This window comes from Leptothrix discophora, assembly GCF_030705305.1.
Classification (GTDB): domain Bacteria; phylum Pseudomonadota; class Gammaproteobacteria; order Burkholderiales; family Burkholderiaceae_C; genus Sphaerotilus; species Sphaerotilus discophorus.
Genome location: NZ_JAUZEE010000009.1, coordinates 148,402 through 173,635, shown reverse-complemented (window position 1 = coordinate 173,635; position 25,234 = coordinate 148,402). Strand labels below are relative to the sequence as shown.

The following is a 25,234-nucleotide window of genomic DNA, read 5'->3' as shown; positions in this document are numbered from 1 at the left end:
CCGCCACCCCACGAGGACCCCGCGCCGCAAGGCCGGGGTCCTCGGCGCTTGTGGGGGCCGAGGACCCGACATCGGCCCGGCAGACCTGACCAGTAAACTGCGCCGCGTTCCCTGTCGCACCGACCCGATCCAGGCCGAAACCCGACGCCACACCCCCCGATGGATGCCATGCCACTGCCGCACCGAACCGTTCCCGTCGCCCTGGCGACCGTGCTGACCGCCACGCTGCTGGCCCTGCCCGCGCTGGCACCGAGGGCGACGGCACAGACGGCCGCCTCGGCGCCGGCCAAGGCCGCCCTCAGCGTCGAGGTGATCTCCCCGGTCAGCGCCACCGTGCCGGTCACGCTGGCCGCCAACGGCAACATCGCGGCCTGGCAGGAAGCCAGCATCGGGGCCGAACTGACCGGCCTGAGGCTGGCCGAGGTGCTGGTCGATGTTGGCGACCGCGTGAAGCGCGGCCAGCTGCTGGCGGTGTTCGCCGCCGACACGATCAAGGCCGACCTGGCCCAGCTCGACGCCGCGCTGGCCCAGGCCCGCGCCGCGCAGGCCGATGCGGTCGACAACGCCGAGCGCACCCGCGCGCTGCGCGACACCGGCGTGCTGAGTGCCCAGCAGGTCCAGCAGGCACTCAGCGCCGAGACCGCCGCGCAGGCCCGCGTGGCGGCTGCCGAGGCCGCCCTGCAGGCCCAGCGCCTGCGCCTGAGCCAGACCCGCGTGCTGTCGCCCGATGACGGCGTGATCAGCGCGCGCAGCGCTACGGTCGGCGGCATCGGCGGCAATGGCCAGGACCTGTTCCGGCTGATCCGCGCCGGTCGCCTCGAATGGCGGGCCGAGGTGCCTGCGGCCGAGCTGTCGCGCCTGAAGGCGGGCGACAAGGCCCAGCTGACGACGCCGGCCGGCCGCAGCATCACCGGCAAGGTGCGCAAGGTCGCGCCGACGGTGGATGCGCAGAGCCGCAACGGCCTGGTCTACGTCGACCTGCCCAGCGGTCCGGAAGGCGATGCCAAGCCCGGCATGTTCGCGCGCGGCGAGTTCACCTTCGACAGCCGCCAGGCCCTGACCCTGCCGGCCAGTGCGGTGCTGCTGCGCGAGGGCCGCGCGGTGGTCATGCAGGTCGGTGCCGACCAGAAGGTGACGCAGGTGCCGGTGCGCGTGCTGGCCCGGCTGGACCAGCGCGTCGCGGTCGACGGCATCGACGCCAGCGCCCGCGTGGTGCGCCAGGGCGGCGCCTTCCTGAGCGACGGCGACACGGTGCGCACCGTCACGGCACCGGCACCGCCCGCCAAGGCCGCGCCGGCCGCGAAGTCCTGAGCCGATCGACCCGACCCAAGGTCCCCCCATGAACGTTTCCGCCTGGTCGATCCGCCATCCCATCCCCGCCGTGATGCTGTTTGTCCTGCTGACGCTGGCAGGCCTGATGAGCTTCCGGGCGATGAAGATCCAGAACTTCCCCGACCTGGACCTGCCCACGGTCAGCGTCAGCGCCGCGCTGCCCGGTGCGGCGCCGGCCCAGCTCGAGACCGAGGTCGCCCGCAAGATCGAGAACGCGGTGGCCGCGCTGCAGGGCGTCAAGCACATCTACAGCAAGGTGCAGGACGGCGTGGCGACGGTGACGGTCGAGTTCCGTCTGGAGAAGCCGACCCAGGAAGCCGTTGACGACGTGCGCGACGCCGTCAACCGCATCCGCGCCGACCTGCCCGGTGACCTGCGCGACCCGCAGGTGAGCAAGCTCAACCTGGCCGGCACGCCCATCCTGACCTACACGATCGCGTCGAGCCGGCTGGACGAGGAAGGCCTGAGCTGGTTCGTCGACAACGACGTCACCAAGGCGCTGCTGAGCGTCAACGGCGTCGGCTCGGTGGCCCGGGTGGGCGGCGTGACGCGCGAGCTGCGCGTCGAGCTGGACCCCTCGCGGCTGCTGGCCCTGGGCGTGACCGCCTCGGACGTCTCGCGCCAGCTGCGCGCGGTCCAGCAGGATGCCTCCGGCGGCCGCACCGACTGGGGCGGCAGCGAGCAGAGCGTGCGCACCATCGCGACGGTGAAGTCGGCCGAGGAACTGGCCGCGCTCGACATCCCGCTGAGCGACGGCCGGCGCATCCGGCTCTCGCAGGTCGCCCAGGTCAGCGACACCGTGGCCGAGCAGCGCAGCGCCGCGCTGCTGGACGGTGCGCCGGTGGTCGGCTTCGAGATCACGCGCAGCCGCGGCGCCAGCGAGGTCGACGTCGACGCCGGCGTGCGCCAGGTGCTGGACCGCCTGCTCGCCGAACACCCCGACCTGCGCTTCGACCAGGCCTTCAACATGGTCGAGCCGGTGGTCGACAACTACGACGGCTCGCTGGCGCTCCTGTACGAGGGCGCGATCCTGGCCATCATCGTGGTCTGGTTCTTCCTGCGCGACTGGCGCGCGACCTTCGTGGCCGCGACCGCGCTGCCGCTGTCGGTGGTGCCGGCCTTCATCGGCATGTGGTACCTCGGCTTCTCGGTCAACGTGGTGACGCTGCTGAGCCTGTCGCTGGTGGTGGGCATCCTGGTCGACGACGCCATCGTCGAGATCGAGAACATCGTGCGCCACCTGCGCATGGGCAAGTCGCCCTACCAGGCGGCGATGGAGGCGGCCGACGAGATCGGCCTGGCGGTCATCGCCACGACCTTCACGCTGATCGCGGTCTTCCTGCCGACCGCCTTCATGGCGGGCATCCCGGGCAAGTTCTTCAAGCAGTTCGGCTGGACCGCCTCGCTGGCGGTGTTCGCCTCGCTGGTCGTCGCGCGCGTGCTCACGCCGATGATGTCGGCCTACCTGCTCAAGCCCATCGTGGCCGGTCATGGCGGCGAGGACGGCCGCATCATGAAGGCCTACCTGCGCGCGGTCGCCTGGAGCATCCGGCACCGGCTGGTGACCGCCATCGGCGCCTTCCTCTTCTTCGTCGGCTCGATCATGCTGGTGCCGCTGCTGCCGACCGGGTTCATCCCGGCCGACGACTTCAGCCAGTCGCAGGTGACCCTCGAGCTGCCGCCGGGCAGCACCTTCGGCGACACGCTGGCAGCGGCCGAACAGGCCCGCGCGATCGTGCAGGCCAACCCGATGGTGACCAAGGTCTACACCGCGGTCGGCGGTGGTGCTTCGGGTTCGGACCCCTTCGCCGGCGGCGGCGTGGCCGAGGTCCGCAAGGCCACGCTGACGCTGACGCTCAAGCCGCGCGACCAGCGCAAGGGCACCCGCAAGCAGGTCATCGAGCGCGACCTGCGCGAGGCCATGCAGGCGCTGCCCGGCGCGCGCGTGACGGTCGGCCTGGGCGGCTCGGGCGAGAAGTACGTGCTGGTGCTGTCGGGCAACGACGGCAACACGCTGCTTGAGGCAGCCCAGGCGGTCGAGCGCGACCTGCGCAGCATGCCCGGCCTGGGCAACATCGCCTCGACCGCCAGCCTGGTGCGGCCCGAGCTGGTGATCCGGCCGGACGCGACGCTGGCCGCCGATGCCGGCGTGACCTCGGCGGCCATCGCCGACACGCTGCGCATCGCCACCGCCGGCGACTTCGACAGCGGCCTGTCCAAGCTCAACCTCGCACAGCGCCAGGTGCCCATCGTCGTGCGCCTGCCCGATGCGGCGCGGCGCGATCCGGCCCTGCTGGGCCAGCTGACCGTGCCGGGCCGACATGGCCCGATGCGGCTGGCCAACATCGCCCAGATCGGGCTGGAGACCGGCCCGGCCCAGATCGACCGCTTCGACCGCCAGCGCAACATCAACTTCGAGGTGGAACTCAACGGCCAGCCGCTGGGTGACGTCGCCGCCGCGGTCGAGAAGCTGCCCTCGGTGGTCCAGCTGCCGGCCGGCGTGACGCGGGCCAACTTCGGCGATGCCGAGGTGATGGGCGAGCTGTTCGCCAGCTTCGGCCTGGCCATGCTGACCGGCGTGCTGTGCATCTACATCGTGCTGGTGCTGCTGTTCGGCGGCTTCATGCAGCCGGTGACCATCCTGGCCGCGTTGCCGCTGTCGCTGGGCGGCGCCTTCGTCGCGCTGCTGGTGACCAAGAGCGCGTTCTCGATGCCCTCGCTGATCGGCCTGATCATGCTGATGGGCATCGCCACCAAGAACTCGATCCTGCTGGTCGACTACGCCATCATCGCGCGCCGCGAAGGCAAGAGCCGCTACGACGCGCTGATCGACGCCTGCCACAAGCGCGCCCGGCCGATCGTCATGACCACGATCGCGATGGGCGCGGGCATGTTGCCGATCGCGCTGGGCCTGGGCACCGACCCGAGCTTCCGCCAGCCCATGGCGGTGGCCGTCATCGGCGGCCTGATCACCTCGACCTTCCTGAGCCTGCTGGTCGTGCCGGTGGTGTTCACCTACATCGATGACCTGGTCCGGCTGGGCGCGCGCCTGCTCGTCCGCCGCGCGGCCGCGGCGCCGGCCGGTTCCGCGAACGCCACACACGCCTCGACCGGCCCGGCCTGACCACCGCCGACCCGGCCCCTGCCCCTCCATGGCCGCTTTCCCTTCGCTTCCCGCCTGGCTCAAGAACCTGTGGCCGGGCCATCGGCCGACCCGCCCGGCGGCCATGCCCGAGATCGTCTCGGGCATGACCGGCCGCACGCCCGAGGTGCCGTCGACCAGCCGCGTCGTGCTCCCGTTCATCGCCTTCGGCGTGCTGTGGATCGTCGGCTCCGATCGCCTGCTCGACGCGCTGTTCGAGGACCGCGCGCTGCTGCTGCGGCTGCAGTCCGGCAAGGGCCTGGTCTTCGTGCTGCTGTCGGCCTGGCTGATCCATGCGCTGGTGCGACACAGCCAGCGCCTGGCTGCGCACCAGCGTGACGAACTGCGGGCCGAGCGCGACCGGCTGGCGCAGATCCTGCGCGTCTCGCCCACGCTGATCTACTCGCTGCGGCCGGACGCCGATGCGCTCGGCAACTGGCACATCGACCACATCGGCGACAACGTCGAGCGCATCACCGGCCACAGCCGCGCCGCCTGGCTGGGCTCGCCCGACTTCCTGCGACGCCACATCCACCCCGACGACCTCGCCCGCTACGACATGGCCCAGCGCCAGCTGATGCTCGACGGCGAACTGCACCACGAGTACCGCTTCCGCCACGGTGATGGCCAGCTGCACTGGATCGACGACCAGCTGCGGGTGATGTTCGACGTCCAAGGCGCGCCGCGCCACATCGTCGGCGCCTGGATGGACGTGACCGAGCGCAAGCAGGCCGAACTGGCCCTGCGCGAGGCCGCCACGCGCTACCAGGAGCTGTTCGAGATCAACCCGTGGCCGATGTGGGTCTATGACCTCGAGACGCTGCACTTCGAGTCGGTCAACCAGGCGGCGATCGCGGCCTACGGCTACAGCCGCGAGGACTTCCACAAGATGACCATCGCCCACATCCGCCCGGTCGCCGACCAGCTGCGGCTGCTGGAGCGGATCGAGACGCTGCGGCAGACCCAGGAACCCTATTCCAACTCCGGCGAGTGGCGGCACCGGCGCAAGGACGGCAGCCTGTTCTGGGTCGAGCTGAGTGGTCACACCTTCGAGCGCGACGGCCGGCGCATGCGCCTGGTGCTGGCCAAGGACGTCAGCGACCGCCACCGCGCCGACGAGCAGCTGCGCCTGATCGCGCAGGTCTTCCAGCTCAGCCACGAGGGCATCTTCATCACCGACGCGCGCGGGCGCTTCATCGCCGTCAACCAGTCCTTCGCCGAGATCACCGGCTACGGCCCGGACGAGGTGCGCGGCCACACGCCGGCGATGCTGAAGTCGGGCCGCCAGAACCAGGCCTTCTATGCCGCGATGTGGGCACAGCTGCTCCAGGAAGGCCGCTGGGAAGGCGAGATCTGGAACCGCCGCAAGTCCGGCGAGGTCTACCCGGAGTGGCTGTCCGTCAGCGCCATCCGCGACGTCAACGGCCGCACCGAGCGCTACCTCGGCATCTTCACCGACACCAGCGCCCGCAAGGCCGCCGATGCCCGCATCGCCCACCTGCAGTCGCACGACGCGCTGACCGGCCTGCCCAACGCGGTGCTGCTGGCCGACCGGGCCCAGGTCGCCTTCGCCAGCGCGATGCGCAACCGCACGGCGGTGGCGGTGCTGCACGTCAACATCGACCACTTCGGCGCGATCAACGAGTCCTACGGCCACGAGACCGGCGATGCGCTGCTCAAGACGCTGGCCGCACGCCTGGTCGCGGCGGTCGCGCCGGAGGACACGGTCTCGCGGCGCGGCGCCGACGACTTCATCGTGCTGCTGTCGGGCAGCCACACGCAGGACCTGAGCCAGCGCGCGCTGCGGCTCAAGGACAGCGTGGCCGAGGAGGTCTTCGTCGGCGAGCAGGGCTTCCACCTCGTGGCCAGCATCGGCATCGCCGAATACCCGGCCGACGGCGCCGAGCTGAGCCCGCTGCTGCAGGCGGCCGAATCGGCGGTGCAGCAGGCCAAGCGCGAGGGCGGCGACCGGCTCGGCTTCTATTCACGCGCCAGCCAGGAGCAGGTGCGCGAGTCGCTCGCGCTGGAGCGCGCGCTGCGGCAGGCGCAGGGTCGCGACGAGCTGCGGCTGCACTACCAGGGCCAGTTCGACGCGCTGACCGGCCGGCTGGTCGGTGCCGAGGCGCTGCTGCGCTGGCAGCACCCGGAGCTGGGGCTGGTCTCGCCGGCGCGCTTCATCCCGATCGCCGAATCGAGCGGCCTGATCCGCCCGATCGGCCTGTGGGTGCTGCACGAGGCGCTCGGCCAGCTGGCCCGCTGGCGCGAGGCCGGCCTGCCGCTGGTGCCGGTGGCGGTCAACCTGTCGCTGGCCCAGTTCCGCGATCCGGCGCTGCGCGACCACGTCATCACCGCGCTGCGCCAGCATGGCCTGGCCGCCAACCTGCTCGAACTGGAACTGACCGAGAGCATCGCGATGGAGGACAGCGAGCACACCATCGCCACCGTCGACGGCCTCAAGCGCCTGGGCGTGTCGCTGTCGATCGACGACTTCGGCACCGGCTACTCCTCGCTCAGCTACCTCAAGCGCCTGTCGGTTGACCGGCTCAAGATCGACCAGTCCTTCGTGCGCGGCCTGCGCTTCGACCCGGACGACGAGGCCATCGTGCGCAGCGTCATCAGCCTGGCCCGCAGCCTGGGCCTGCGCACGCTGGCCGAGGGCGTCGAGACCGAGGAGCAACTGTCCTTCCTGCGCGACGAGGGCTGCCAGGAGATCCAGGGCTACCTGAAGGCCCGGCCGGTGCCAGCCGACGACTTCGCGGTGCTGCTGCGGCAGGCGATGGCGGAGCCGGCCGAGCCGGTGACCGAGCTGGTGACCGAGCCGGTTGTCGTGCCCGCCACGCCGATTCAGCCCAGGTCCTGACGCCCGCCGCGCCAGGCCGCGCCCCGCTCGCCGGGGCGGCCCTCGCGCAGGCGCTGGACCAGCAGGTCGGGCGTGCGCGCGATGTGGGCCTCCAGCGCCAGCGCGGCGCGGGCCTCCTGGCCGCTCAGCGCCAGCTCGACGATCTGGGCATGTTCGGCATGCACGTCGCGGTCGCTGTGGGCCAGGCCGATGGCGGCGCGGCGGTAGCGCTCGGAATGCTGCGACAGCTGGTGCAGCACCTTGAAGGTCCAGGGCGAGTCGATGCCCGAGATCAGCGCCTCGTGCAGCCGCCGGTTGGCCAGCTCCCAGCGCCGGGCATCGCGCGGCAGCAGCGGCTGCTCGATCGTGCTGATGTCGTCGAAGGCCGCCTGCACGCGCGCGCGCCAGCCGGCATCGCCGGCCCGGATCGAGCGCCGCAGCGCCTCGATCTCGATCTGCACGCGCAGGCGGGTCAGGTCGGCCAGGTCCTCCAGCGCCATGGGCGCGACGCGGAAGCCGCGCTGGCCCTCGGCCACCACCAGCGCGTCGCTGACCAGCCGGGTGATGGCCTCGCGCAGCGTGCCCGCGCCGACGCCGTAACGGTCCTTGAGGTGCTCGACGCGCAGCTTCTCGTCGGGTGCCAGGCGGCCGTCGAGGATGTCCTCGCGCAGCTGCGCATAGGCCTGCTCGATCAGCGTGCGCGAGCCGCCGATCGGCGCGCGCGGGTCGCCATCGGGCGCGTCGGCGGAAGGGATGTAGGGTCGCTTGGCCATGTCGCGTTCCGCCTTCAGTCGCGCAGCCGTTCCTTGACCCGCGCCAGCCGGTAGCTCAGCTGCGGCCGCGACAGGCCCAGCGTGCGCGCGGCCGCCGCGAGGTTGCCCTTGTGGCGGGCCACCGCCTCCTGGATCAGGCTGTCCTCCAGCGCGTCCAGGCTCAGGCCGCTGCGCAGCAGGGCGTCCAGCAGGTCGCCGTCGGCCGGCGGCGAGACCCGCTCCAGATGGCCTTCGGCGCTGACCGTGACGGCCTGGCCCGCCGTCGCGGCCGGCAGGGTCGGGAACAGCTCGTCGACGTCGATCGCCTCGCCGGGACTGCACAGGATGACGCCACGCTCGATCAGGTTCTCCAGTTCGCGCACGTTGCCCGGCCAGGGGTGGTGGCGCATGGCATCCAGCGCCCGATCGGTCAGGCCGGCGACGCGCTTCTGGTGCAACGCCGCGTAGTGGCGCAGCAGGTGCGTGGCCAGCGGCTCGATGTCCTCCTGGCGCTCGCGCAGCGACGGGATCGGGATCGGGTAGACGTTGAGCCGGTACATCAGGTCGCGCCGGAAGCGGCCACTGGCCACCGCCGCCTCCAGGTCGACGTTGGTGGCCGCGACCACCCGCACGTCGACCTTGCGGACCTGCGCGCCGCCCAGGCGCTCGATCTCGCCATTCTGCAGCGCGCGCAGCAGCTTGGCCTGCGCCGGCAGCGGCAGCTCGCCCAGCTCGTCGAGGAACAGCGTGCCGCCGTCGGCCCGCTCGAAGCGGCCAATGCGGGCGCTGGACGCGCCGGTGTAGGCGCCCTTCTCGGCCCCGAACAGCTCGCTCTCGATCAGGTCGGCCGGCAGCGCGGCGCAGTTGACCGCGACGAAGGGCTTGCCGGCCCGGCCGCTCATCGCATGCAGCGAGCGCGCGAAGCGCTCCTTGCCCACGCCGGTCTCGCCGGTCAGCAGCACCGTCACGTTCGTGCCGGCGGCCTTGCGCAGCAGGCCGGCGGCGCGCTGGAAGGCGCGCGACTGGCCAATCAGCTCGCCCAGGTCGTCGCGAGGGGCGAGCGTCGAGCGCAGCGTGTCGACGGTGGACTGCAGGTCCTCGATGCGCACCAGCATCGAGTCCGGGTCGTAGTCGCGCGCCAGTTGCTCGCCGTCGGGCCAGTCCTCCAGCACGCGGCCCTCGATGCGGCAATGCGAAGCCCCGCAAGCCGCGCACTCGGCCTCGCGGTAGATCACCGGCCGGCCCATGAAGGCGCTGACATAGCCCGAGGCATAGCCGATCAGCATCCAGCAGACCGGCTCGGGCTGCGGCCCGAAGTGGCGCACATGGGTCTCGACCTCCCAGGAATGGTCCCAGCGGAACACGCCCAGATGACGGCCGGCCTCCAGGTCCATCTCGAAGCGTTCGGGCGTGACCTGCACCGCCCCTTCGAGCATGTGCAGCTGCGGCCCGACCGCGAACTGCTCGAACGGCGTCGCGCCCGGTCGCACCTGGCGCGCCAGTGCCGCGTCGCGCTGGCCGGAGGCGTAACCCGCGCGCATCAGCACCCGCCGCGCCTGCTGCACCCCCACGGTCTGGATCAGCTCGCGCCGCAGCGAGCCCAGCGCCTCGACGTGGACCAGCAGCATGCGGTGGCCAGCCAGCCAGATCCGCCCGTCGCCAGCCGAGAAATGGACCAGCCGGCGCAGGTCGGCGTCGGACGGCAGCGGAAAGGGGTCGGTGGCACGCATGCCCGAACTATCGATAAAAACCCGGATGCCGTCATCCGGGACGATCCGGAGGCCGGACCGCTTCTCGTGTCCGCCCGTCCAGGTCAGTGCCTTCAAAAGTGATGATTTGATCAATTGGCTACCGGAAACACCTGCGGATTTCATCATGCTGCGCTGCGGAAGCTGCACCGCACACCAGAAATCGACGCAAGGAGTCGCCCGGATCGACCCATCTGGGCATCCGGATTCTTGGTGTTTTCCCTGAAATTATCGAGATTCTGGACCGCTGCGCGACACGCTGGCATGGCCCGTGCGGAAGGGATGTCCATGCAGTCCGACCGCCAGCCCGCTCCCGCCGACACCCCGCAAGGCATCGCATCAGGCGCCACCGAGGCCCTGCCCGAGGTCGACCTGATGCGCCGCTATGTGCGCATCCAGGCGCGCCGCGATGACGGTCTGGTGGCCTTCGAGTTCTCGATCGGCTGGACCGAACTGGCCGTCGAGCTGCTGCTGCCCGCACGGGCCTTCGACGAGTTCTGCGCTGTCAACCGGGCGGTCGTCCTGACGGACTGAGCCGCGCCTTCCCAGCCCTTTCCCGAGAAACCGCCGGCACGCACCGGCCCCAGGAGACAAGACCGATGAACATCGACCTGCAAGCCCGCGAGATCACCCCGCTGCGCCACACCTACGAGCACGTCGCGCGCTACATCGGCGGCGACAAGGCCGCCACGCGCTACCAGGAGGCCACCTACGGCGCGCAGCCGATGGTGAACTTCCACTACCGCCCGACCTGGGATCCGGCGCACGAACTGTTCGACGCCGGCCGCAGCGCCATCGTGCTGGCCGACTGGTACGTGCTCAAGGACCCGCGCCAGTTCTATTACGCCACCTGGACCATGACGCGCGCCCGCCAGCAGGACGCGATGGAATCGGCCACCCAGTTCGTCGAGTCGCGTGGCCTGGCCGCGCGCATGGGCGACGCGCAGAAGACCCACGCGCTGGTCGTGCTGCTGCCGCTGCGCCATGTCGCCTGGGGCGCCAACATGAACAACGCCTCGGTCTGCGCCTACGGCTACGGCACCGCCTTCACCGCGCCGGCGATGTTCCATGCCATGGATAACCTGGGCGTGGCCCAGTACCTGACGAAGCTGGGCCTGGCGCTGGGCGAGCCGGAGTCGCTGGACGCCGGCAAGGCCGCCTGGCTGGGCGATCCGCGCTGGCAGCCGCTGCGCCAGCTGGTCGAGGACACCTTCGTGGTGGCCGACCCCTTCGAGCTGTTCGTAGCCCAGAACCTGGCGCTCGACGGCCTGCTCTACCCGCTGGTCTACGGCCACTACGTCGACGACCACCTGGCGATGCAGGGCGGCACCGCGGTGGCGATGCTGACCAGCTTCATGCCCGAGTGGCAGGCCGAGTCCTCGCGCTGGATCGACGCGGTGATCCGCACCGCCGCGGCCGAGTCGTCGGCCAACCGCGCCACGCTGGCCGGCTGGGTCGCCGCCTGGAGCACCCGGGCCCAGGCCGCGCTCGCGCCGATCGCCGACCTGGCCCTGGGCGAACACGGCGCGGCCGCGCTGGCCGAGGTCCGCACCGGGCTCGATGCCCGCATCGCCAAGCTCGGGCTCACGGCCTGAGCCCGTCCCGACCGATCCCTCCAAAGGACACGCACCCATGTCGAACGTCTTCATCGCCTTCCAGGCCAACGAGGAATCGCGCCCGGTCATCGAGGCCATCGTCAGCGACAACCCCCGCGCCGTGGTCACGCACCCGACCGGGCTGGTCAAGGTCGACGCGCCGGACCGCCTGACGATCCGCCGCAGCACGATCGAGGAACAGACCGGCCGCCCCTATGACCTGCAGCAACTGCACATCAACCTCGTGACGCTGTCGGGCCACATCGACGAGGACGACGACCAGCTCACGCTGAGCTGGAAGCACTGAACCGGCACGCCAAGCCCGACCCGACCGACCCGACGAACACCAGGAGACAAGCATGGACACCCGCGTCACGAAGAAGAAGCTGGGCCTCAAGGAACGCTATGCCGCGATGACCCGCGGCCTGGGCTGGGAGACCAGCTACCAGCCGATGGAAAAGGTCTTCCCCTATGACCGCTACGAGGGCATCAAGATCCACGACTGGGACCAGTGGGAGGACCCCTTCCGCCTGACCATGGACGCCTACTGGAAGTACCAGGGCGAGAAGGAGAAGAAGCTCTACGCGGTGATCGAGGCCTTCGCCCAGAACCACGGCGAGCTGGGCGTGGCGGACGCGCGCTACATCAACGCGCTGAAGCTCTTCATCCAGGGCGTGACGCCGCTGGAGTACTACGCCCACCGCGGCTTCGCGCATGTGGGTCGCCAGTTCACCGGCGAGGGCGCGCGGGTGGCCGCGCAGATGCAGTCGATCGACGAGCTGCGCCACTACCAGACCGAGACGCACGCGATCTCGCACTACAACAAGTACTTCAACGGCATGCACCACGCGAACCACTGGTTCGACCGGGTCTGGTATCTGTCGGTGCCGAAGTCCTTCTTCGAGGACGCCTGCACCGGCGGGCCGTTCGAGTTCCTCACCGCCGTCAGCTTCTCGTTCGAGTACGTGCTGACCAACCTGCTGTTCGTGCCCTTCATGAGCGGCGCGGCCCACAACGGCGACATGAGCACCGTCACCTTCGGCTTCAGCGCGCAGAGCGACGAGAGCCGCCACATGACGCTGGGCATCGAGTGCATCAAGTTCATGCTCGAACAGGACCCGGCCAACGTGCCGATCGTGCAGAAGTGGATCGACAAGTGGTTCTGGCGCGGCTACCGCCTGCTGACCCTGGTGGCCATGATGCAGGACTACATGCTGCCCAAGCGCGTGATGAGCTGGAAGGAAGCCTGGGAGATGTATGCCGAGCAGAACGGCGGCGCACTCTTCAAGGACCTGGCCCGCTACGGCATCCGTGAGCCAGCTGGCTGGAAGCAGGCCTGCGAGGGCAAGGACCACATCAGCCACCAGGCCTGGAGCACCTTCTTCGCCTTCAACGCCGCCGCGCCCTTCCACACCTGGGTGCCGAGCGACGAGGAACTCGACTGGCTGTCGTCCAAGTACCCCGACACCTTCGACCGGTACTACCGCCCGCGCTGGGAACACCACCGCCAGCAGCAGGCCCAGGGCAAGCGCTTCTACATCAAGACGCTGCCGATGCTCTGCACGACCTGCCAGATCCCGATGCTGTTCACCGAGATGGGCGCTCCGACCGAGATCTGCTATCGCGACAGCGACTACCTCGGCAACAAGTACCACTTCTGTTCGGACCCCTGCCAGCACATCTTCGAGGACGAGCCCGAGAAGTACGTGCAGAGCTGGCTGCCGGTGCAGCAGATCTACCAGGGGCACTGCTTCAAGCCGGGCACCGACCCGACGGCCGAAGGCTTCGACCCGCTGATCGCCGTGCTGCAGTACTACGAGATGGAGATCGGCCGCGACAACTTCGACTTCCACGGATCGGAAGACCAGAAGAACTTCGCCGCCTGGCGCGGCGATACCCCCACAGCCGCCACGCAAGGAGACACGAAATGAGCGTCGTCGCCGTAGCCCCCTACGACTTCCCGATGAAGGACGTGCGCGAGAACTTCCCCGCGCCGCTGCTGTTCATCGCCTGGGACCGCCACCTGATGTACCCCGCGCCGTTCTGCCTGCCGCTGCCGCCGGACATGCCCTTCGGCGCGCTGGCCCAGGCCGTGCTGCCGGGCATCTACGGCGAGCACCCGGACTTCGCGAAGATCGACTGGAGCCGCGTCGAATGGCTCAAGGGCAACCAGCCCTGGACGCCCGATCCGGCCCGATCGCTCGCCGACAACGGCCTGCAGCACAAGGACGCGATCCGCTTCCGCACGCCCGGCCTGGACGGGCTGGCGGGCTCCTGCAGCTGAGTCCGGTCGCGCGATGTACACCTTGACGATAGACCCGCTGGGCGCATCGATCGATCTGGCCGAAGGCCAGACGCTGCTCGATGCGGCGCTGCGGCAGGGCATCCACATCCCGCATGCCTGCGGCCACGGGCTGTGCGGCACCTGCAAGGTCCGCGTCTGCGCCGGCAGCGTCGACCACGGCGCGGCCAACCCGTTCGCGCTGATGGACTTCGAGCGCGAGGACGGCCAGACCCTGGCCTGCTGCGCCACCGCCTGCGAGGACGTGGTGATCGAGGCCGACGTCGACGAGGAGCCCGATGCCGAGGTCATCCCGGTGCGCGACCACGCCGTCACCGTCGAGCGCATCGTCGAGCTGACACCGACCATCAAGGGCCTGCACCTGGCGCTCGATCGAGGCGTCGCCGGCCTGCACTTCCAGGCCGGCCAGTACGTGCAGCTGGAGATCCCGGGCCTCGGCCTTGAACAGGGACGATCACAGGGCCGATCGCGCGCCTTCTCGATCGCCAACGCGCCACACGAGGTCGAGCGCAGCGGCTGCATCGAGCTGCACGTGCGGCGCGTGCCCGGCGGCATCGGCACCGGCTGGCTGCACGAGCACCTGAAGGTCGGCGACCGGCTGCGCCTGACCGGGCCCTACGGCCGCTTCTTCGTGCGCAAGTCGATCGCCCAGCCGATGCTGTTCATGGCCGGCGGTTCGGGCCTGTCGAGCCCGCGTTCGATGATCCTGGACCTGCTCGCCGGTGGCTGCACCCAGCCCATCACGCTGGTCTACGGCCAGCGCAGCCGCGAGGAACTCTACGGCGACGACGAGTTCCGTGCCCTGGCCGCGCGACATGCCAACTTCCGCTACCTGCCGACGCTGTCGGCCGAGCCGGAAGGATCGGGCTGGCGCGGCGCGCGCGGCTTCGTGCACGAGGCCGCGGCGACGCTCTACCCGCAGGGCTACGCCGGCCAGCAGGCCTACCTGTGCGGGCCGCCGCCCATGATCGAGGCCTGCCTGGCCGCGCTGATGCAGGGCCGCCTGTACGAGCGCGACATCCACACCGAGAAGTTTCTCTCGGCCGCCGATGCGCAAGGCCCGCGCAGCCCGCTGTTCAAGCGCGTCTGAGGAGGATCACGCGATGAGCCTCTTCGACACCCGGCCCAAGGTCAGCGTGCTGGTCGAGCAGACCGGCGAGCGCTACCCCTGCGCCACCACCGAGAGCCTGCTGCAGGGCATGTTGCGGCTCGGCCGCAAGGGCATCCCGGTGGGCTGCGTCAACGGCGGCTGCGGCGTCTGCAAGGTCCGCATCGTCGAGGGCGAGGTACAGCAGCTCGGCCCCGTCAGCCGCGCCCACGTGAGCCCGGAAGAACACGCCGAGGGCTGCACGCTGGCCTGCCGGGTGGCCCCCACCAGCGCCGTTCGCCTGCAGGTGATCGGCAAGTTCGAGAAGCCGTTTTCCAGGGGCCATGCCAAGTCGGCCAACCCCACAACCACCGAAAGAGGAGACTGACATGGGTGTGATGCGCATCGGGCACGCGAGCCTGAAGGTGATGGACATGGCCGCGGCCGTGAAGCATTACGAGAACGTGCTGGGCATGAAGACGACGATGCAGGACAAGGCCGGCAACGTCTACCTGAAGTGCTGGGACGAGTGGGACAAGTTCTCGCTCATCCTGACCCCGTCGGAAGAGGCCGGCCTGAACCACGTCGCCTACAAGGTCGAGAAGGACGCCGACCTGGACACGCTGCAGGCCAAGGTCGAGGCCTGGGGCGTGACAACCACGATGCTGCCCGAGGGCACGCTGCCGTCGACTGGCCGCATGCTGCAGTTCAGGCTGCCCAGCGGCCACGAGATGCGGCTCTACGCGATGAAGGAATACGTCGGCACGGGCGTGGGCACCACCAACCCGGACCCGTGGCCAGACGACCTCAAGGGTGCCGGCGCGCACTGGCTGGACCACACGCTGCTGATGTGCGAGATGAACCCCGCCGAGGGGATCAACACGGTGGCCGACAACACCCGCTTCATGACCGAGGCGCTGGACTTCTTCCTGACCGAGCAGGTGCTGGTCGGCCCCGGTGGCGCGATCCAGGCCGCGACCTGGATGTCGCGCACCACCACGCCGCACGACATCGCCTTCGTCGGTGGTCCGCGCAGCGGCCTGCACCACATCGCCTACTTCCTCGACTCCTGGCACGACGTGCTGAAGGCCGCGGACGTCATGTCCAAGAACAAGACCCGCATCGACGTCGCGCCGACCCGCCACGGCATCACGCGCGGCGAGACCATCTACTTCTTCGATCCGAGCGGCAACCGCAACGAGACCTTCGCCGGACTGGGCTACCTCGCGCAGCGCGACCGGCCGGTCACGACCTGGACCGAGGACAAGCTCTGGACCGGGATCTTCTATCACACCGGCGAGGCGGTGCCGTCCTTCACCGACGTCTACACCTGATCCCGGCCTGACTCGGTGGATGGCCGGGAAGTCCGATGAACACGGGCTTCCCGGCCGATGCCCAACGTCCATCCCCCTCGCGCAGCAGTCCCGACGCACGACCATGAAACAGTTCCTCAACTTCATCAACGGCGAGTTCGTCGCCACCGGCAAGACCTTCGACAAGCGCACGCCGGTCGACAACCGCGTCATCGGCCAGGTCCATGAAGCCGGCCAGCCCGAGGTCGACGCGGCCGTCGCCGCCGCCCATGCGGCCATGAAGGGCGAGTGGGGCCGCCTCGGCGTGGTCCGCCGCACCGAGCTGCTGCATGCGGTGGCCGACGAGATCAACCGCCGCTTCGACGAGTTCCTGGCCGTCGAGCTGGCCGACACCGGCAAGCCGCACAGCCTGGCCTCGCACATCGACATCCCGCGCGGCGCGGCCAACTTCAAGGTCTTCGCCGACATCGTCAAGAACGTGCCGACCGAGAGCTTCACGATGACCACGCCCGACGGCGGCACCGCCGTGAGCTACGCGCTGCGATCGCCGCTGGGCGTCGTCGCGGTGGTCTGCCCCTGGAACCTGCCGCTGCTGCTGATGACCTGGAAGGTCGGCCCGGCGCTGGCCTGCGGGAACGCCGTCATCGTCAAGCCTTCCGAGGAAACCCCCGCCACGGCGACGCTGCTGGCCGAGGTGATGAACCATGTCGGCATCCCCAAGGGCGTCTACCAGGTGCTGCACGGCTTCGGCCCCGGCTCGGCCGGCGAGTTCCTGACCCGCCACCCGGGCGTCGACGGCATCACCTTCACCGGCGAGACCCGCACCGGCGAGGCCATCATGGCCGCGGCCGCCCGGGGCGTGCGGCCGGTCTCCTTCGAGCTGGGCGGCAAGAACGCCGGCATCGTGTTTGCCGATGCCGACTTCGACCAGGCCGTCGCCGGCATCACCCGCAGCGCCTTCGAGAACTGCGGCCAGGTCTGCCTGGGCACGGAGCGGATCTATGTGCAGCGGCCGATCTTCGAGCAGTTCGTGCAGGCGCTCAAGGCCAGGGCCGAGGCGCTGTTGATCGGCCCGCCCGAACAGCCCGGCGTCGGCCTGGGGCCCTTGATCTCGGCCGAGCACAAGCAGAAGGTCATGGGCTACTACGCGCTGGCGAAGGCAGAGGGCGCGACCGTCGTGACCGGCGGTGGCGAGCCGGCCATGCCCGCCGCGCTGGCCGAAGGCCACTGGGTGCAGCCCACGATCTGGACCGGCCTGCCCGAGAGCGCCCGCGTGATCCGCGAGGAGATCTTCGGCCCCTGCTGCCACATCGCGCCCTTCGACACCGAGGAAGAAGCCGTCGCGCTGGCCAACGCCACCGACTACGGCCTGGCCACCACCGTCTGGACCACCGACCTGGGCACCGCGCACCGCATGGCCTCGGCCATCGAGGTTGGCCTGTGCTGGATCAACAGCTGGTTCCTGCGCGACCTGCGCACTGCCTTCGGCGGGGCCAAGGCCTCGGGCATCGGCCGCGAGGGTGGCGTGCATTCGCTGGAGTTCTATACGGAACTTCGCAACGTGATGATCAAGCTGTGAGAACGACGCGCAGCGGCGTTCGAACGACGATCACGACCGACCCCATCCGGAAGCTGACATGACCCCTGACCTGATCCAGACGCTCGGCGACGAGCTGTACCAGTCGCTGCTCGATCGCGTGCCGGTCGAGCCGCTCACGACCCGTTTCCCCGCCCTCACGATCGACGACGCCTACCGCATCCAGCTGCGCATGATCCAGCGCCGGATCGATGCCGGCGAGGTCGTCATCGGCAAGAAGATCGGTGTGACCAGCCAGGTCGTGATGGACATGCTGGGCGTCAACCAGCCCGACTTCGGCCAGCTGCTCTCGGGCATGGTCTTCAACGAGGGCGAGCCGATCGACACCGGCAAGATGATCGCGCCCAAGGCCGAGGCCGAGGTCGCCTTCATCCTGGCCCGCGACCTGACCGGCCCGGGCGTGACCGCCGCCGACGTGCTGCGCGCGACCGACTGCGTCATGCCCTGCTTCGAGATCGTCGACTCGCGCATCCGCGACTGGAAGATCCGCATCCAGGACACCGTCGCCGACAACGCCTCCTGCGGCGTCTTCACGCTCGGCGGCACGCGCCGCAGCCCGCGCCAGCTGGACCTCGCGCTGGCCGGCATGGTGCTGGAGAAGAACGGCGAGATCGTCAGCACCTCCTGCGGCGCAGCCGTGCAGGGCTCGCCGGTCAACGCGGTGGCCTGGCTGGCCAACACGCTCGGCGCGCTGGGCATCTCGCTCAAGGCCGGCGACGTGATCCTGTCGGGCTCGCAATCGCCCCTCGTGCCGGTCAAGGCCGGGGACAGCCTGCACGCGAGCGTGGGCGGTCTCGGCAGCACCTCCGTGCGCTTCATCTGAGCCCCCACGCTCCCTGGCGGTCGCTGCCCCCCGAGGGGGCTCAGGCAGCGGACCGGCTAAGCCGGACCCGCGCCTGGCCCTCGCTGAACACACGACAAGGAACTGACATGGCACTGAACCGACACGACATCGAGGCGCTGGCCGCGCATCTGGAAGCGGCCCAGCTCGAAGCGCGCGACGTCACCAAGATCACCGCTGACTTTCCGCAGATGGACTGGGCCGATGCCTACGACATCCAGGACGAGATCCGCCGCCGCAAGGAAGCCCGCGGCCGTCGCGTGGTCGGCCTGAAGGCGGGCCTGACCTCGTTCGCGAAGATGAAGCAGATGGGCGTGGACTCGCCCTGTTTCGGCTTCGTCACCGACGACATGGCCCGGCCCGATGGCGGCGAGATCCGCATGGACGAGCTGATCCACCCGAAGGTCGAGGCCGAGATCTGCCTCGTCACCAAGGCCGCGCTGCGCGGTCCCGGCTGCCACGTCGGCACGGTGATGGCGGCGATCGATTTCGTGCTGCCGGCCGTCGAGGTGATCGACAGCCGCTACCGCGACTTCAAGTTCGACCTCAAGAGCGTCATCGCCGACAACACCTCGGCCGCCCGCTTCGTCATCGGCGGTCGCGCGCGCGATGTCGAGGACCTGGACCTGCGCACGCTCGGCGTCGTGCTGGAGAAGAACGGCCGCATCGTCTCGATGGCCGCCGGCGCCGCCGTGCTGGGCCACCCGGCCGCCGCCGTCGCGATGATGGCCAACCACCTGGGCGCGCGCGGTCAGGAAATCCCCGCCGGCACCTTCATCATGACCGGCGGCGTCACCGAGGCCATCGCGGTCGAGGCCGGCGACCACGTGCTGGTGCGCTTCCAGGACCTGGGCAGCGTCTCGATGCGCTTCGCCTGATCGAGGAGAGGCCCGATGAACACGAACATCCCCGCGAACCCCGCGAATCCGGAACTGGCGCGGCGCCTCCGCACCGGCAGCTTCGACAGCAACGTGCATGACCTCGGACGGCGCGACGGCGTGCCGCTGCTGATGGTGCACGGCTCCGGTCCGGGCGTCAGCGCCTGGGCCAACTGGCGCCTGGCCATGCCGGTGCTGGCGCGTGAGCGCCGCGTCGTCGCGCCCGACATGGTCGGCTTCGGCCACACCGATCGGCCCGCAGGCTTCGTCTACACGATGGACGGCTGGGTGCAGCAGGCCATCGACGTGCTGGACGCGCTGGACATCGAACGTGCCGACGTGGTGGGCAATTCCTTCGGCGGTGCGTTGTCGCTGGCCCTGGCGATCCGCGCGCCGCAGCGGGTGCGCCGGCTGGTGCTGATGGGCAGCGTCGGCGTGCGTTTCCCGATCACGCCGGGACTGGACGCGGTGTGGGGCTACCAGCCCTCGCTCGCGACCATGAAGGGCCTGCTGGACATCTTCGCCCACAGCCGCGCGCTGGTCACCGACGAGCTGGCCGAGCTGCGCTGGCGCGCCAGCATCCGGCCGGGCTTCCAGGAGTCCTTCTCGGCCATGTTCCCCGCGCCGCGCCAGCGCTGGGTCGACGCCATGGCCAGCGCCGAGGCCGACATCCGCGCCCTGCCCCACGAGACGCTGGTGATCCACGGCCGCGAGGACCGTGTAATCCCGTTGCAGACCTCGCTGACGCTGGCCGAATGGATCCCCGACAGCCAGTTGCACGTCTTCGGCCACTGCGGCCACTGGACCCAGATCGAGCATGCCGACCGCTTCGCGCGGCTGGTCGGCGACTTCCTGCGCGAAGGCGATGCGGCACAGGCCGCCGCCGGCGATGCCGCCCGATAACCCCCGATCCCCTGGAATGCCCATGAACACGAACCGGAAGAAGATCCGCTGTGCCCTGATCGGGCCCGGCAACATCGGCACCGACCTGCTCGCCAAGCTGCAGCGCAGCGCCGTGCTGGAACCCGTCTGGATGGTCGGCATCGACCCCGAGTCGGACGGCCTCAAGCGCGCCCGCGATATGGGCATCAAGACCACCGCCGACGGCGTCGATGGCCTGGTGCCGCACATGCGGGCCGACGGCGTGCAGATCGTCTTCGACGCCACCAGCGCCTACGCGCATGCCGAGAACTCGCGCAAGGTCAACGCCGAGGGCGCGCTGATGATCGACCTGACGCCGGCCGCAATCGGCCCCTACTGCGTGCCGCCGGTCAATCTCCTGAAGCTCGTGGGCGCGCCGTCGCAGGGCCGTCCCCAAGACGGCGCAGCCCCCTCGGGGGGTGGCGAGGCACGCCGTGCCAAGCCTGGGGGCCTGTCGACCATGAACGTGAACATGGTGACGTGCGGCGGGCAGGCGACGATTCCGATGGTGGCCGCGGTCAGCCGCGTGCAGCCGGTGGCCTACGGCGAGATCGTCGCCACCGTCTCCAGCCGCTCGGTCGGCCCGGGCACGCGCAAGAACATCGACGAGTTCACCCGCACGACGGCCGGCGCGGTCGAGCGCGTGGGCGGCGCGAAGAAGGGCAAGGCCATCATCGTGATCAACCCGGCCGACCCGCCGCTGATCATGCGCGACACGGTGCATTGCCTGACCGAAGGCGAGCCCGACCAGGCCGCCATCACCGCCAGCATCCACGCCATGCTCCAGGAGGTGCAGACGTACGTGCCGGGCTACCGGCTGGTCAACGGCCCCGTGTTCGACGGCCATCGCGTCAGCGTCTTCCTGGAGGTCGAAGGCCTGGGCGACTACCTGCCCCGGTACGCCGGCAACCTCGACATCATGACCGCCGCCGCCGCCCGCACCGCCGAGATGTTCGCCGAGCAGATGCTCAGCGGCGAGCTGGTGCTCGAGTCTTCCGCCATTGCCTGAAGGAATTCCGCATGACCGCGAACAACGCACCTCACGAGCCCGGCGCCCGGCCGCCCGAAGCCGGGCGAGACCCCCTCGGGGTTTCGTTGGGCGTACCCGCACGGCGGGGGGCCGTCATCCTGCACGACATGACCCTGCGCGACGGCATGCACCCGAAGCGCCACCAGATGTCGCTGGAACAGATGAAGGCCATCGCCTGCGGCCTGGACGCGGCCGGCGTGCCGCTGATCGAGGTCACCCACGGCGACGGCCTGGGCGGCAGCTCGGTCAACTACGGCTTCCCGGCCCACAGCGACGAGGACTACCTCGGCGCCGTCATCCCGCTGCTCCGGAAGGCCCGGGTGTCGGCGCTGCTGATCCCCGGCATCGGCACGGTCGACCACCTCAGGATGGCCCATGGCCTGGGCGTGCGGACCATCCGCGTGGCCACGCACTGCACCGAGGGCGACGTCTCCGAGCAGCACATCACCGCCGCCCGAAAGCTCGACATGGACACGGTCGGCTTTCTGATGATGGCCCACATGAACAGCCCGGAAGGGCTGGTCCGGCAGGCCCGGCTGATGGAGAGCTACGGCGCCAACTGCATCTACGTGACCGACTCGGCCGGCTACCTGCTGCCCGAGGACGTCAAGGCCCGGCTGGGCGCCGTGCGCGACGCCCTCAAGCCCGAGACCGAGCTGGGCTTCCACGGCCATCACAACCTGGCCATGGGCATCGCCAACTCGATCGCGGCGATCGAGGTCGGCGCCAACCGCATCGATGCCGCCGCCGCCGGCCTGGGTGCCGGCGCGGGCAACACGCCGATGGAGGTGCTGGTGGCCGTCTGCGACCGCATGGGCATTGCCACCGGCGTGGACGTCTGGAAGATCCAGGACGTGGCCGAGGACCTGGTCGTGCCCATCATGGACTTCCCCATCCGCATCGACCGCGACGCGCTGACGCTGGGCTATGCCGGCGTCTACGGCAGCTTCCTGCTGTTCGCCAAGCGCGCGTCGATCAAGTACGGCGTGCCGGCGCGCGACATCCTGGTCGAGCTCGGCCGTCGCAAGATGGTCGGCGGCCAGGAGGACATGATCGAGGACACCGCCATCACGATGGCCCGCGAACGCGGCCTGCTGAAATCGGCCGCTTGAAGCTCATCCCCAGACAAGAAAGACCACCCATGCCATTCGCCCAGATCTACATGCTCGAAGGCCGCACCGAGGACCAGAAGCGCGCCGTGATCGAGAAGGTCACCGAAGCCCTGCACGAGGCGGTCGGTGCGCCCAAGGAAACCATCCGCGTCTGGATCCAGGACGTCCCGAAGCAGAACTGGGGCATCGCCGGGGTCAGCGCGAAGGATCTGGGGCGCTGACGCGACCTCGAACAGACCCGGCTGAAGGCAAGAGGCCCCTGCCGTCACCGGCAGGGGCCTCGGGTCATGCCGATCGCCCGTGCAGGGCGGATCAGGCCATCACTTGTCGAACTGGTTGATCAGCGCGCGGGCGTCGTCCAGCAGGGCCTTGCCGTTGGCGCCCTTGGCGCCGACTTCCTTGACCCACTCGTCGTCGACGTTCTCGCTGGCCTTGACCCAGCGGGCGTACTCGGTCGCATCGAGCTTGAGCAGCGCATTGCCGCGGTCGCCCGACAGCTTGTGGTTGCCCGGCACGACGCGGTCGAAGCCGGTCTCGCCGGCCCAGGCCGAGGTGGCCAGGCCGCTGTTGTCGTCGATGACCTTCTTCAGCTCCGGGCTCAGGCTGTTGTACTTGCCCTGGTTCATCACGAAGGCGAACAGCGAGTTGGCGAACTTCAGCTGGCCGGCCGGCACGTCGAGGTGGCTCTTGGCGATCTCGTGCAGCTTGACGGTCGGCACGCCTTCCCACGGCACCATCGCGCCGTCGATCACGCCCTTGCTGATCGACTCGGGCACCGCCGGCAGCGGCATCTGCACCGGGGTGGCACCGAGCGCCGCCAGCATGCGCGAGTTCAGGCGCGTGGCGGCGCGGATCTTCAGGCCCTTGAGGTCTTCCAGCTTCGTCACGCCCTTCGGGTTGGCGAGGTGGAAGGACGAGCCGTCATTGGTGTGCAGCCACAGCGGCTTGACGCCACGGTATTCGTCCAGCGCGTTCTTCTGCACGTAGGTCCAGTAGGCCTGGCTCGAACCCTTGGCACTGCGGGTGAAGAAAGGCAGCTCGAAGACCTCGCTCCGGGTGAAGCGGCCAGCCGAGTAGGTCGGGATGGTCCAGACGATGTCGGCCACGCCGTCGCGGGCCTGGTCGAACAGCTGCGGCGGGGTGCCGCCCAGCGTCATCGCCGGGTAGATCTGGCACTTGAGCTTGTCGCCCGATTCCTTGGCGATCTTGTCGCACCAGGGCTGGATCAGGTTGACCTGCACGTTCGAGGTCGACGGCAGGAAGTGGTGCACCTTGAGCACCACCTGCTGGGCCTGCGCGGCAGCCGCGCTCATCAGGCTCAGGGCAGCGACCGCGGCAGCGGACATCAGGGAACGGCGTGCATTCATGGGAGGTCTCCTGTGGAAGAGGTGGATGGCAGGAACAACGTTCAGCCGCCGAAGGTGTTGACCAGATACAGCGACAAGGTCGGGAAGAACAGCAGCACGACGATGCGGATCAGGTCCGAGGCCAGGAAGGGCATCACGCCCTTGAAGGTCTCGGTCAGCGGCACGTCCTTGGCCAGCCGGTTGATGATGTAGACGTTCATGCCCACGGGCGGATGGACCAGGCCGATCTCCACCACCATCAGCGCGAGGATGCCGAACCAGATGCTCTTGTCGACCGGCGCCAGGCCCCAGAAGTCCAGGCCCATGACGACCGGGTAGAAGATCGGGATGGTCAGCAGGATCATGGCCAGGCTGTCCATCACGCAGCCGAGGAAGATGTAGATCAACAGGATCGCGGTCATCACCAGCAGCGGCGGCGCGCCGCTGGACTGGACCCAGGCGGCCAGCTCGGCCGGCATCTGCGACAGGGCCAGCGCGGTGTTGAGCATGTCCGCGCCCAGCAGCACCAGGAAGATCATCGCGGTGGCGCTGGCGGTGCCCAGCGCGCTGTCGAGGATGCCCTGAAGCCGCATGCCCCCGCGCAGCACCGCCAGCACGCCGCAGGCCGCCGCGCCGATCGCTGCGGCCTCGGTCGGGTTGGCCCAGCCACCGTAGATGCCGACGATCACGACCACGAAGACCAGCAGCACCGGCAGCACCTCCAGCATCGCCTTGATGCGCTGGGGCCAAGGCACCGGCTCGCCGGCCGGGCCGGCTGCGGGGTTCAGGCGCACGATGATCTGGATCACGACCATGTAGCCGACCATCGCGATCAGGCCCGGCAGGACCGCCGCCATGAACAACTTGCCGATCGATTCCTGCGTGAGGATCGCGTAGATCACCAGCGGCACCGACGGCGGGATCATGATGCCCAGCGTGCCGCCGGCGGCCAGCGCCCCGGTGGCGAGCGCACCGGAGTAGCCGTGTCGCTTCAGTTCGGGCAGCGCCACCTGACCCATGGTCGCGGCGGTCGCCAGCGACGAGCCGCAGATCGCGCCGAAGCCGGCGCAGGCACCGATCGAGGCCATCGCGATGCCGCCGCGCTTGTGGCCCATGAAGGCGCTGACGAAGCGGAACAGGCTGCGGCTGAGGCCGCCATGCGTGGCGAACTGGCCCATCAGCAGGAACAGCGGAATCACGACCAGGTCGTAGTTCGACAGCCGTGCATAGGCCAGGTTCTTCAGCGAGGCCAGCAGCGGCACGCTGTCGAAGCCACTGAGCGCGAGGTAGCCGCCCGAGCCGGCCATGAACATCGCGATGCCGATGGGCACGCGGATGACGAGGAGAACCATCAGGGCCGCGAAGATCAGCCCTCCCGTGGCGATACCGCTCATTTGGA

At 69.7% G+C, this 25,234-nt stretch carries 22 protein-coding genes; 18 read left to right on the top strand and 4 right to left on the bottom strand.

All coding sequences use genetic code 11. The features are described from left to right. Window positions 1-168 precede the first annotated feature (168 nt). From Q8X39_RS16375 to Q8X39_RS16365, 3 genes are read left to right on the top strand one after another with little or no spacing between them, the layout of a single operon-like run. Complete coding sequence (locus tag Q8X39_RS16375) at window positions 169-1,311, top strand: efflux RND transporter periplasmic adaptor subunit (protein WP_305750746.1); 1,143 nt, start codon at window positions 169-171, stop codon at window positions 1,309-1,311. 28 nt (window positions 1,312-1,339) lie between these two features. Next, the gene (locus tag Q8X39_RS16370) at window positions 1,340-4,456 is read left to right on the top strand and encodes an efflux RND transporter permease subunit (RefSeq protein ID WP_305750745.1); all 3,117 of its coding nucleotides are present in this window, start codon (window positions 1,340-1,342) and stop codon (window positions 4,454-4,456) included. Window positions 4,457-4,484: 28 nt separating this feature from the next. Next, window positions 4,485-7,334, top strand: a complete 2,850-nt coding sequence (locus tag Q8X39_RS16365; protein ID WP_305750744.1) for a sensor domain-containing protein — start codon at window positions 4,485-4,487, stop codon at window positions 7,332-7,334. Here the strand turns inward: Q8X39_RS16365 and Q8X39_RS16360 are convergent. Then, window positions 7,319-8,086 carry a GntR family transcriptional regulator gene (locus tag Q8X39_RS16360; protein WP_305750743.1) on the bottom strand — a complete coding sequence of 256 codons (768 nt, stop codon included), beginning with the start codon at window positions 8,084-8,086 and terminating at the stop codon, window positions 7,319-7,321. The two genes, Q8X39_RS16365 and Q8X39_RS16360, sit on opposite strands and share 16 nt — an antisense overlap. Before the next feature lie 14 nt (window positions 8,087-8,100). Further along, the gene (locus Q8X39_RS16355) at window positions 8,101-9,795 is read right to left on the bottom strand and encodes a sigma-54-dependent Fis family transcriptional regulator (RefSeq protein ID WP_305750742.1); all 1,695 of its coding nucleotides are present in this window, start codon (window positions 9,793-9,795) and stop codon (window positions 8,101-8,103) included. 300 nt (window positions 9,796-10,095) lie between these two features. Between Q8X39_RS16355 and Q8X39_RS16350 the strand changes: the two genes are divergently transcribed. The 15 genes from Q8X39_RS16350 (at window position 10,096) to Q8X39_RS16280 (ending at window position 22,710) form a co-directional block, all read left to right on the top strand. Next, window positions 10,096-10,347 (top strand): phenol hydroxylase subunit, encoded by a 252-nt coding sequence (locus Q8X39_RS16350; RefSeq protein WP_369538119.1) that lies wholly within the window; start codon window positions 10,096-10,098, stop codon window positions 10,345-10,347. Between the two features lie 65 nt (window positions 10,348-10,412). Next, window positions 10,413-11,408, top strand: a complete 996-nt coding sequence (locus Q8X39_RS16345; protein WP_305750741.1) for an aromatic/alkene monooxygenase hydroxylase subunit beta — start codon at window positions 10,413-10,415, stop codon at window positions 11,406-11,408. A gap of 37 nt (window positions 11,409-11,445) precedes the next feature. Further along, a complete protein-coding gene (locus Q8X39_RS16340; protein WP_305750740.1) occupies window positions 11,446-11,715 on the top strand; it encodes an MmoB/DmpM family protein in 270 nt (89 codons plus the stop codon). Between the two features lie 52 nt (window positions 11,716-11,767). Continuing rightward, entirely contained in the window at window positions 11,768-13,339 is a 1,572-nt protein-coding gene (locus tag Q8X39_RS16335) for an aromatic/alkene/methane monooxygenase hydroxylase/oxygenase subunit alpha (protein ID WP_305750739.1), read from the top strand. Continuing rightward, window positions 13,336-13,692, top strand: coding sequence for a phenol hydroxylase subunit P4 (locus Q8X39_RS16330; RefSeq protein ID WP_305750738.1), 357 nt, complete (start codon window positions 13,336-13,338; stop codon window positions 13,690-13,692). The genes Q8X39_RS16335 and Q8X39_RS16330 overlap by 4 nt, the downstream gene beginning before the upstream one ends. Before the next feature lie 13 nt (window positions 13,693-13,705). Beyond that, window positions 13,706-14,800 carry an NADH:ubiquinone reductase (Na(+)-transporting) subunit F gene (locus Q8X39_RS16325; RefSeq protein ID WP_305750737.1) on the top strand — a complete coding sequence of 365 codons (1,095 nt, stop codon included), beginning with the start codon at window positions 13,706-13,708 and terminating at the stop codon, window positions 14,798-14,800. 13 nt (window positions 14,801-14,813) lie between these two features. Beyond that, window positions 14,814-15,185: a 2Fe-2S iron-sulfur cluster binding domain-containing protein gene (locus Q8X39_RS16320; RefSeq protein WP_305750736.1), complete on the top strand. Its 372-nt coding sequence runs from the start codon at window positions 14,814-14,816 to the stop codon at window positions 15,183-15,185. A gap of 1 nt (window position 15,186) precedes the next feature. Beyond that, on the top strand, window positions 15,187-16,131 hold the full coding sequence (locus tag Q8X39_RS16315; RefSeq protein ID WP_305750735.1) for a catechol 2,3-dioxygenase: 945 nt from the start codon (window positions 15,187-15,189) through the stop codon (window positions 16,129-16,131). 103 nt (window positions 16,132-16,234) lie between these two features. Then, the gene (locus Q8X39_RS16310) at window positions 16,235-17,689 is read left to right on the top strand and encodes a 2-hydroxymuconic semialdehyde dehydrogenase (protein WP_305750734.1); all 1,455 of its coding nucleotides are present in this window, start codon (window positions 16,235-16,237) and stop codon (window positions 17,687-17,689) included. A 58-nt stretch (window positions 17,690-17,747) separates the two neighbouring features. Next, window positions 17,748-18,530, top strand: a complete 783-nt coding sequence (gene dmpE / locus Q8X39_RS16305) for a 2-oxopent-4-enoate hydratase (RefSeq protein WP_305750733.1) — start codon at window positions 17,748-17,750, stop codon at window positions 18,528-18,530. A gap of 107 nt (window positions 18,531-18,637) precedes the next feature. Next, window positions 18,638-19,426, top strand: coding sequence for a 2-oxo-3-hexenedioate decarboxylase (gene dmpH / locus Q8X39_RS16300; protein WP_305750732.1), 789 nt, complete (start codon window positions 18,638-18,640; stop codon window positions 19,424-19,426). 15 nt (window positions 19,427-19,441) lie between these two features. Beyond that, window positions 19,442-20,329 (top strand): alpha/beta fold hydrolase, encoded by an 888-nt coding sequence (locus Q8X39_RS16295; protein WP_305750731.1) that lies wholly within the window; start codon window positions 19,442-19,444, stop codon window positions 20,327-20,329. A gap of 22 nt (window positions 20,330-20,351) precedes the next feature. Beyond that, window positions 20,352-21,356, top strand: coding sequence for an acetaldehyde dehydrogenase (acetylating) (locus tag Q8X39_RS16290; RefSeq protein ID WP_305750730.1), 1,005 nt, complete (start codon window positions 20,352-20,354; stop codon window positions 21,354-21,356). 86 nt (window positions 21,357-21,442) lie between these two features. Then, window positions 21,443-22,489, top strand: coding sequence for a 4-hydroxy-2-oxovalerate aldolase (dmpG, locus tag Q8X39_RS16285; protein WP_305750754.1), 1,047 nt, complete (start codon window positions 21,443-21,445; stop codon window positions 22,487-22,489). Window positions 22,490-22,518: 29 nt separating this feature from the next. After that, window positions 22,519-22,710 carry a 2-hydroxymuconate tautomerase gene (locus Q8X39_RS16280; protein WP_305750729.1) on the top strand — a complete coding sequence of 64 codons (192 nt, stop codon included), beginning with the start codon at window positions 22,519-22,521 and terminating at the stop codon, window positions 22,708-22,710. 99 nt (window positions 22,711-22,809) lie between these two features. Here Q8X39_RS16280 and Q8X39_RS16275 read toward each other — a convergent pair whose 3' ends face one another. Beyond that, on the bottom strand, window positions 22,810-23,856 hold the full coding sequence (locus tag Q8X39_RS16275; protein ID WP_305750728.1) for a TRAP transporter substrate-binding protein: 1,047 nt from the start codon (window positions 23,854-23,856) through the stop codon (window positions 22,810-22,812). A 41-nt stretch (window positions 23,857-23,897) separates the two neighbouring features. After that, on the bottom strand, window positions 23,898-25,229 hold the full coding sequence (locus tag Q8X39_RS16270; RefSeq protein ID WP_305750727.1) for a TRAP transporter large permease: 1,332 nt from the start codon (window positions 25,227-25,229) through the stop codon (window positions 23,898-23,900). Between the last annotated feature and the right edge of the window lie 5 nt (window positions 25,230-25,234).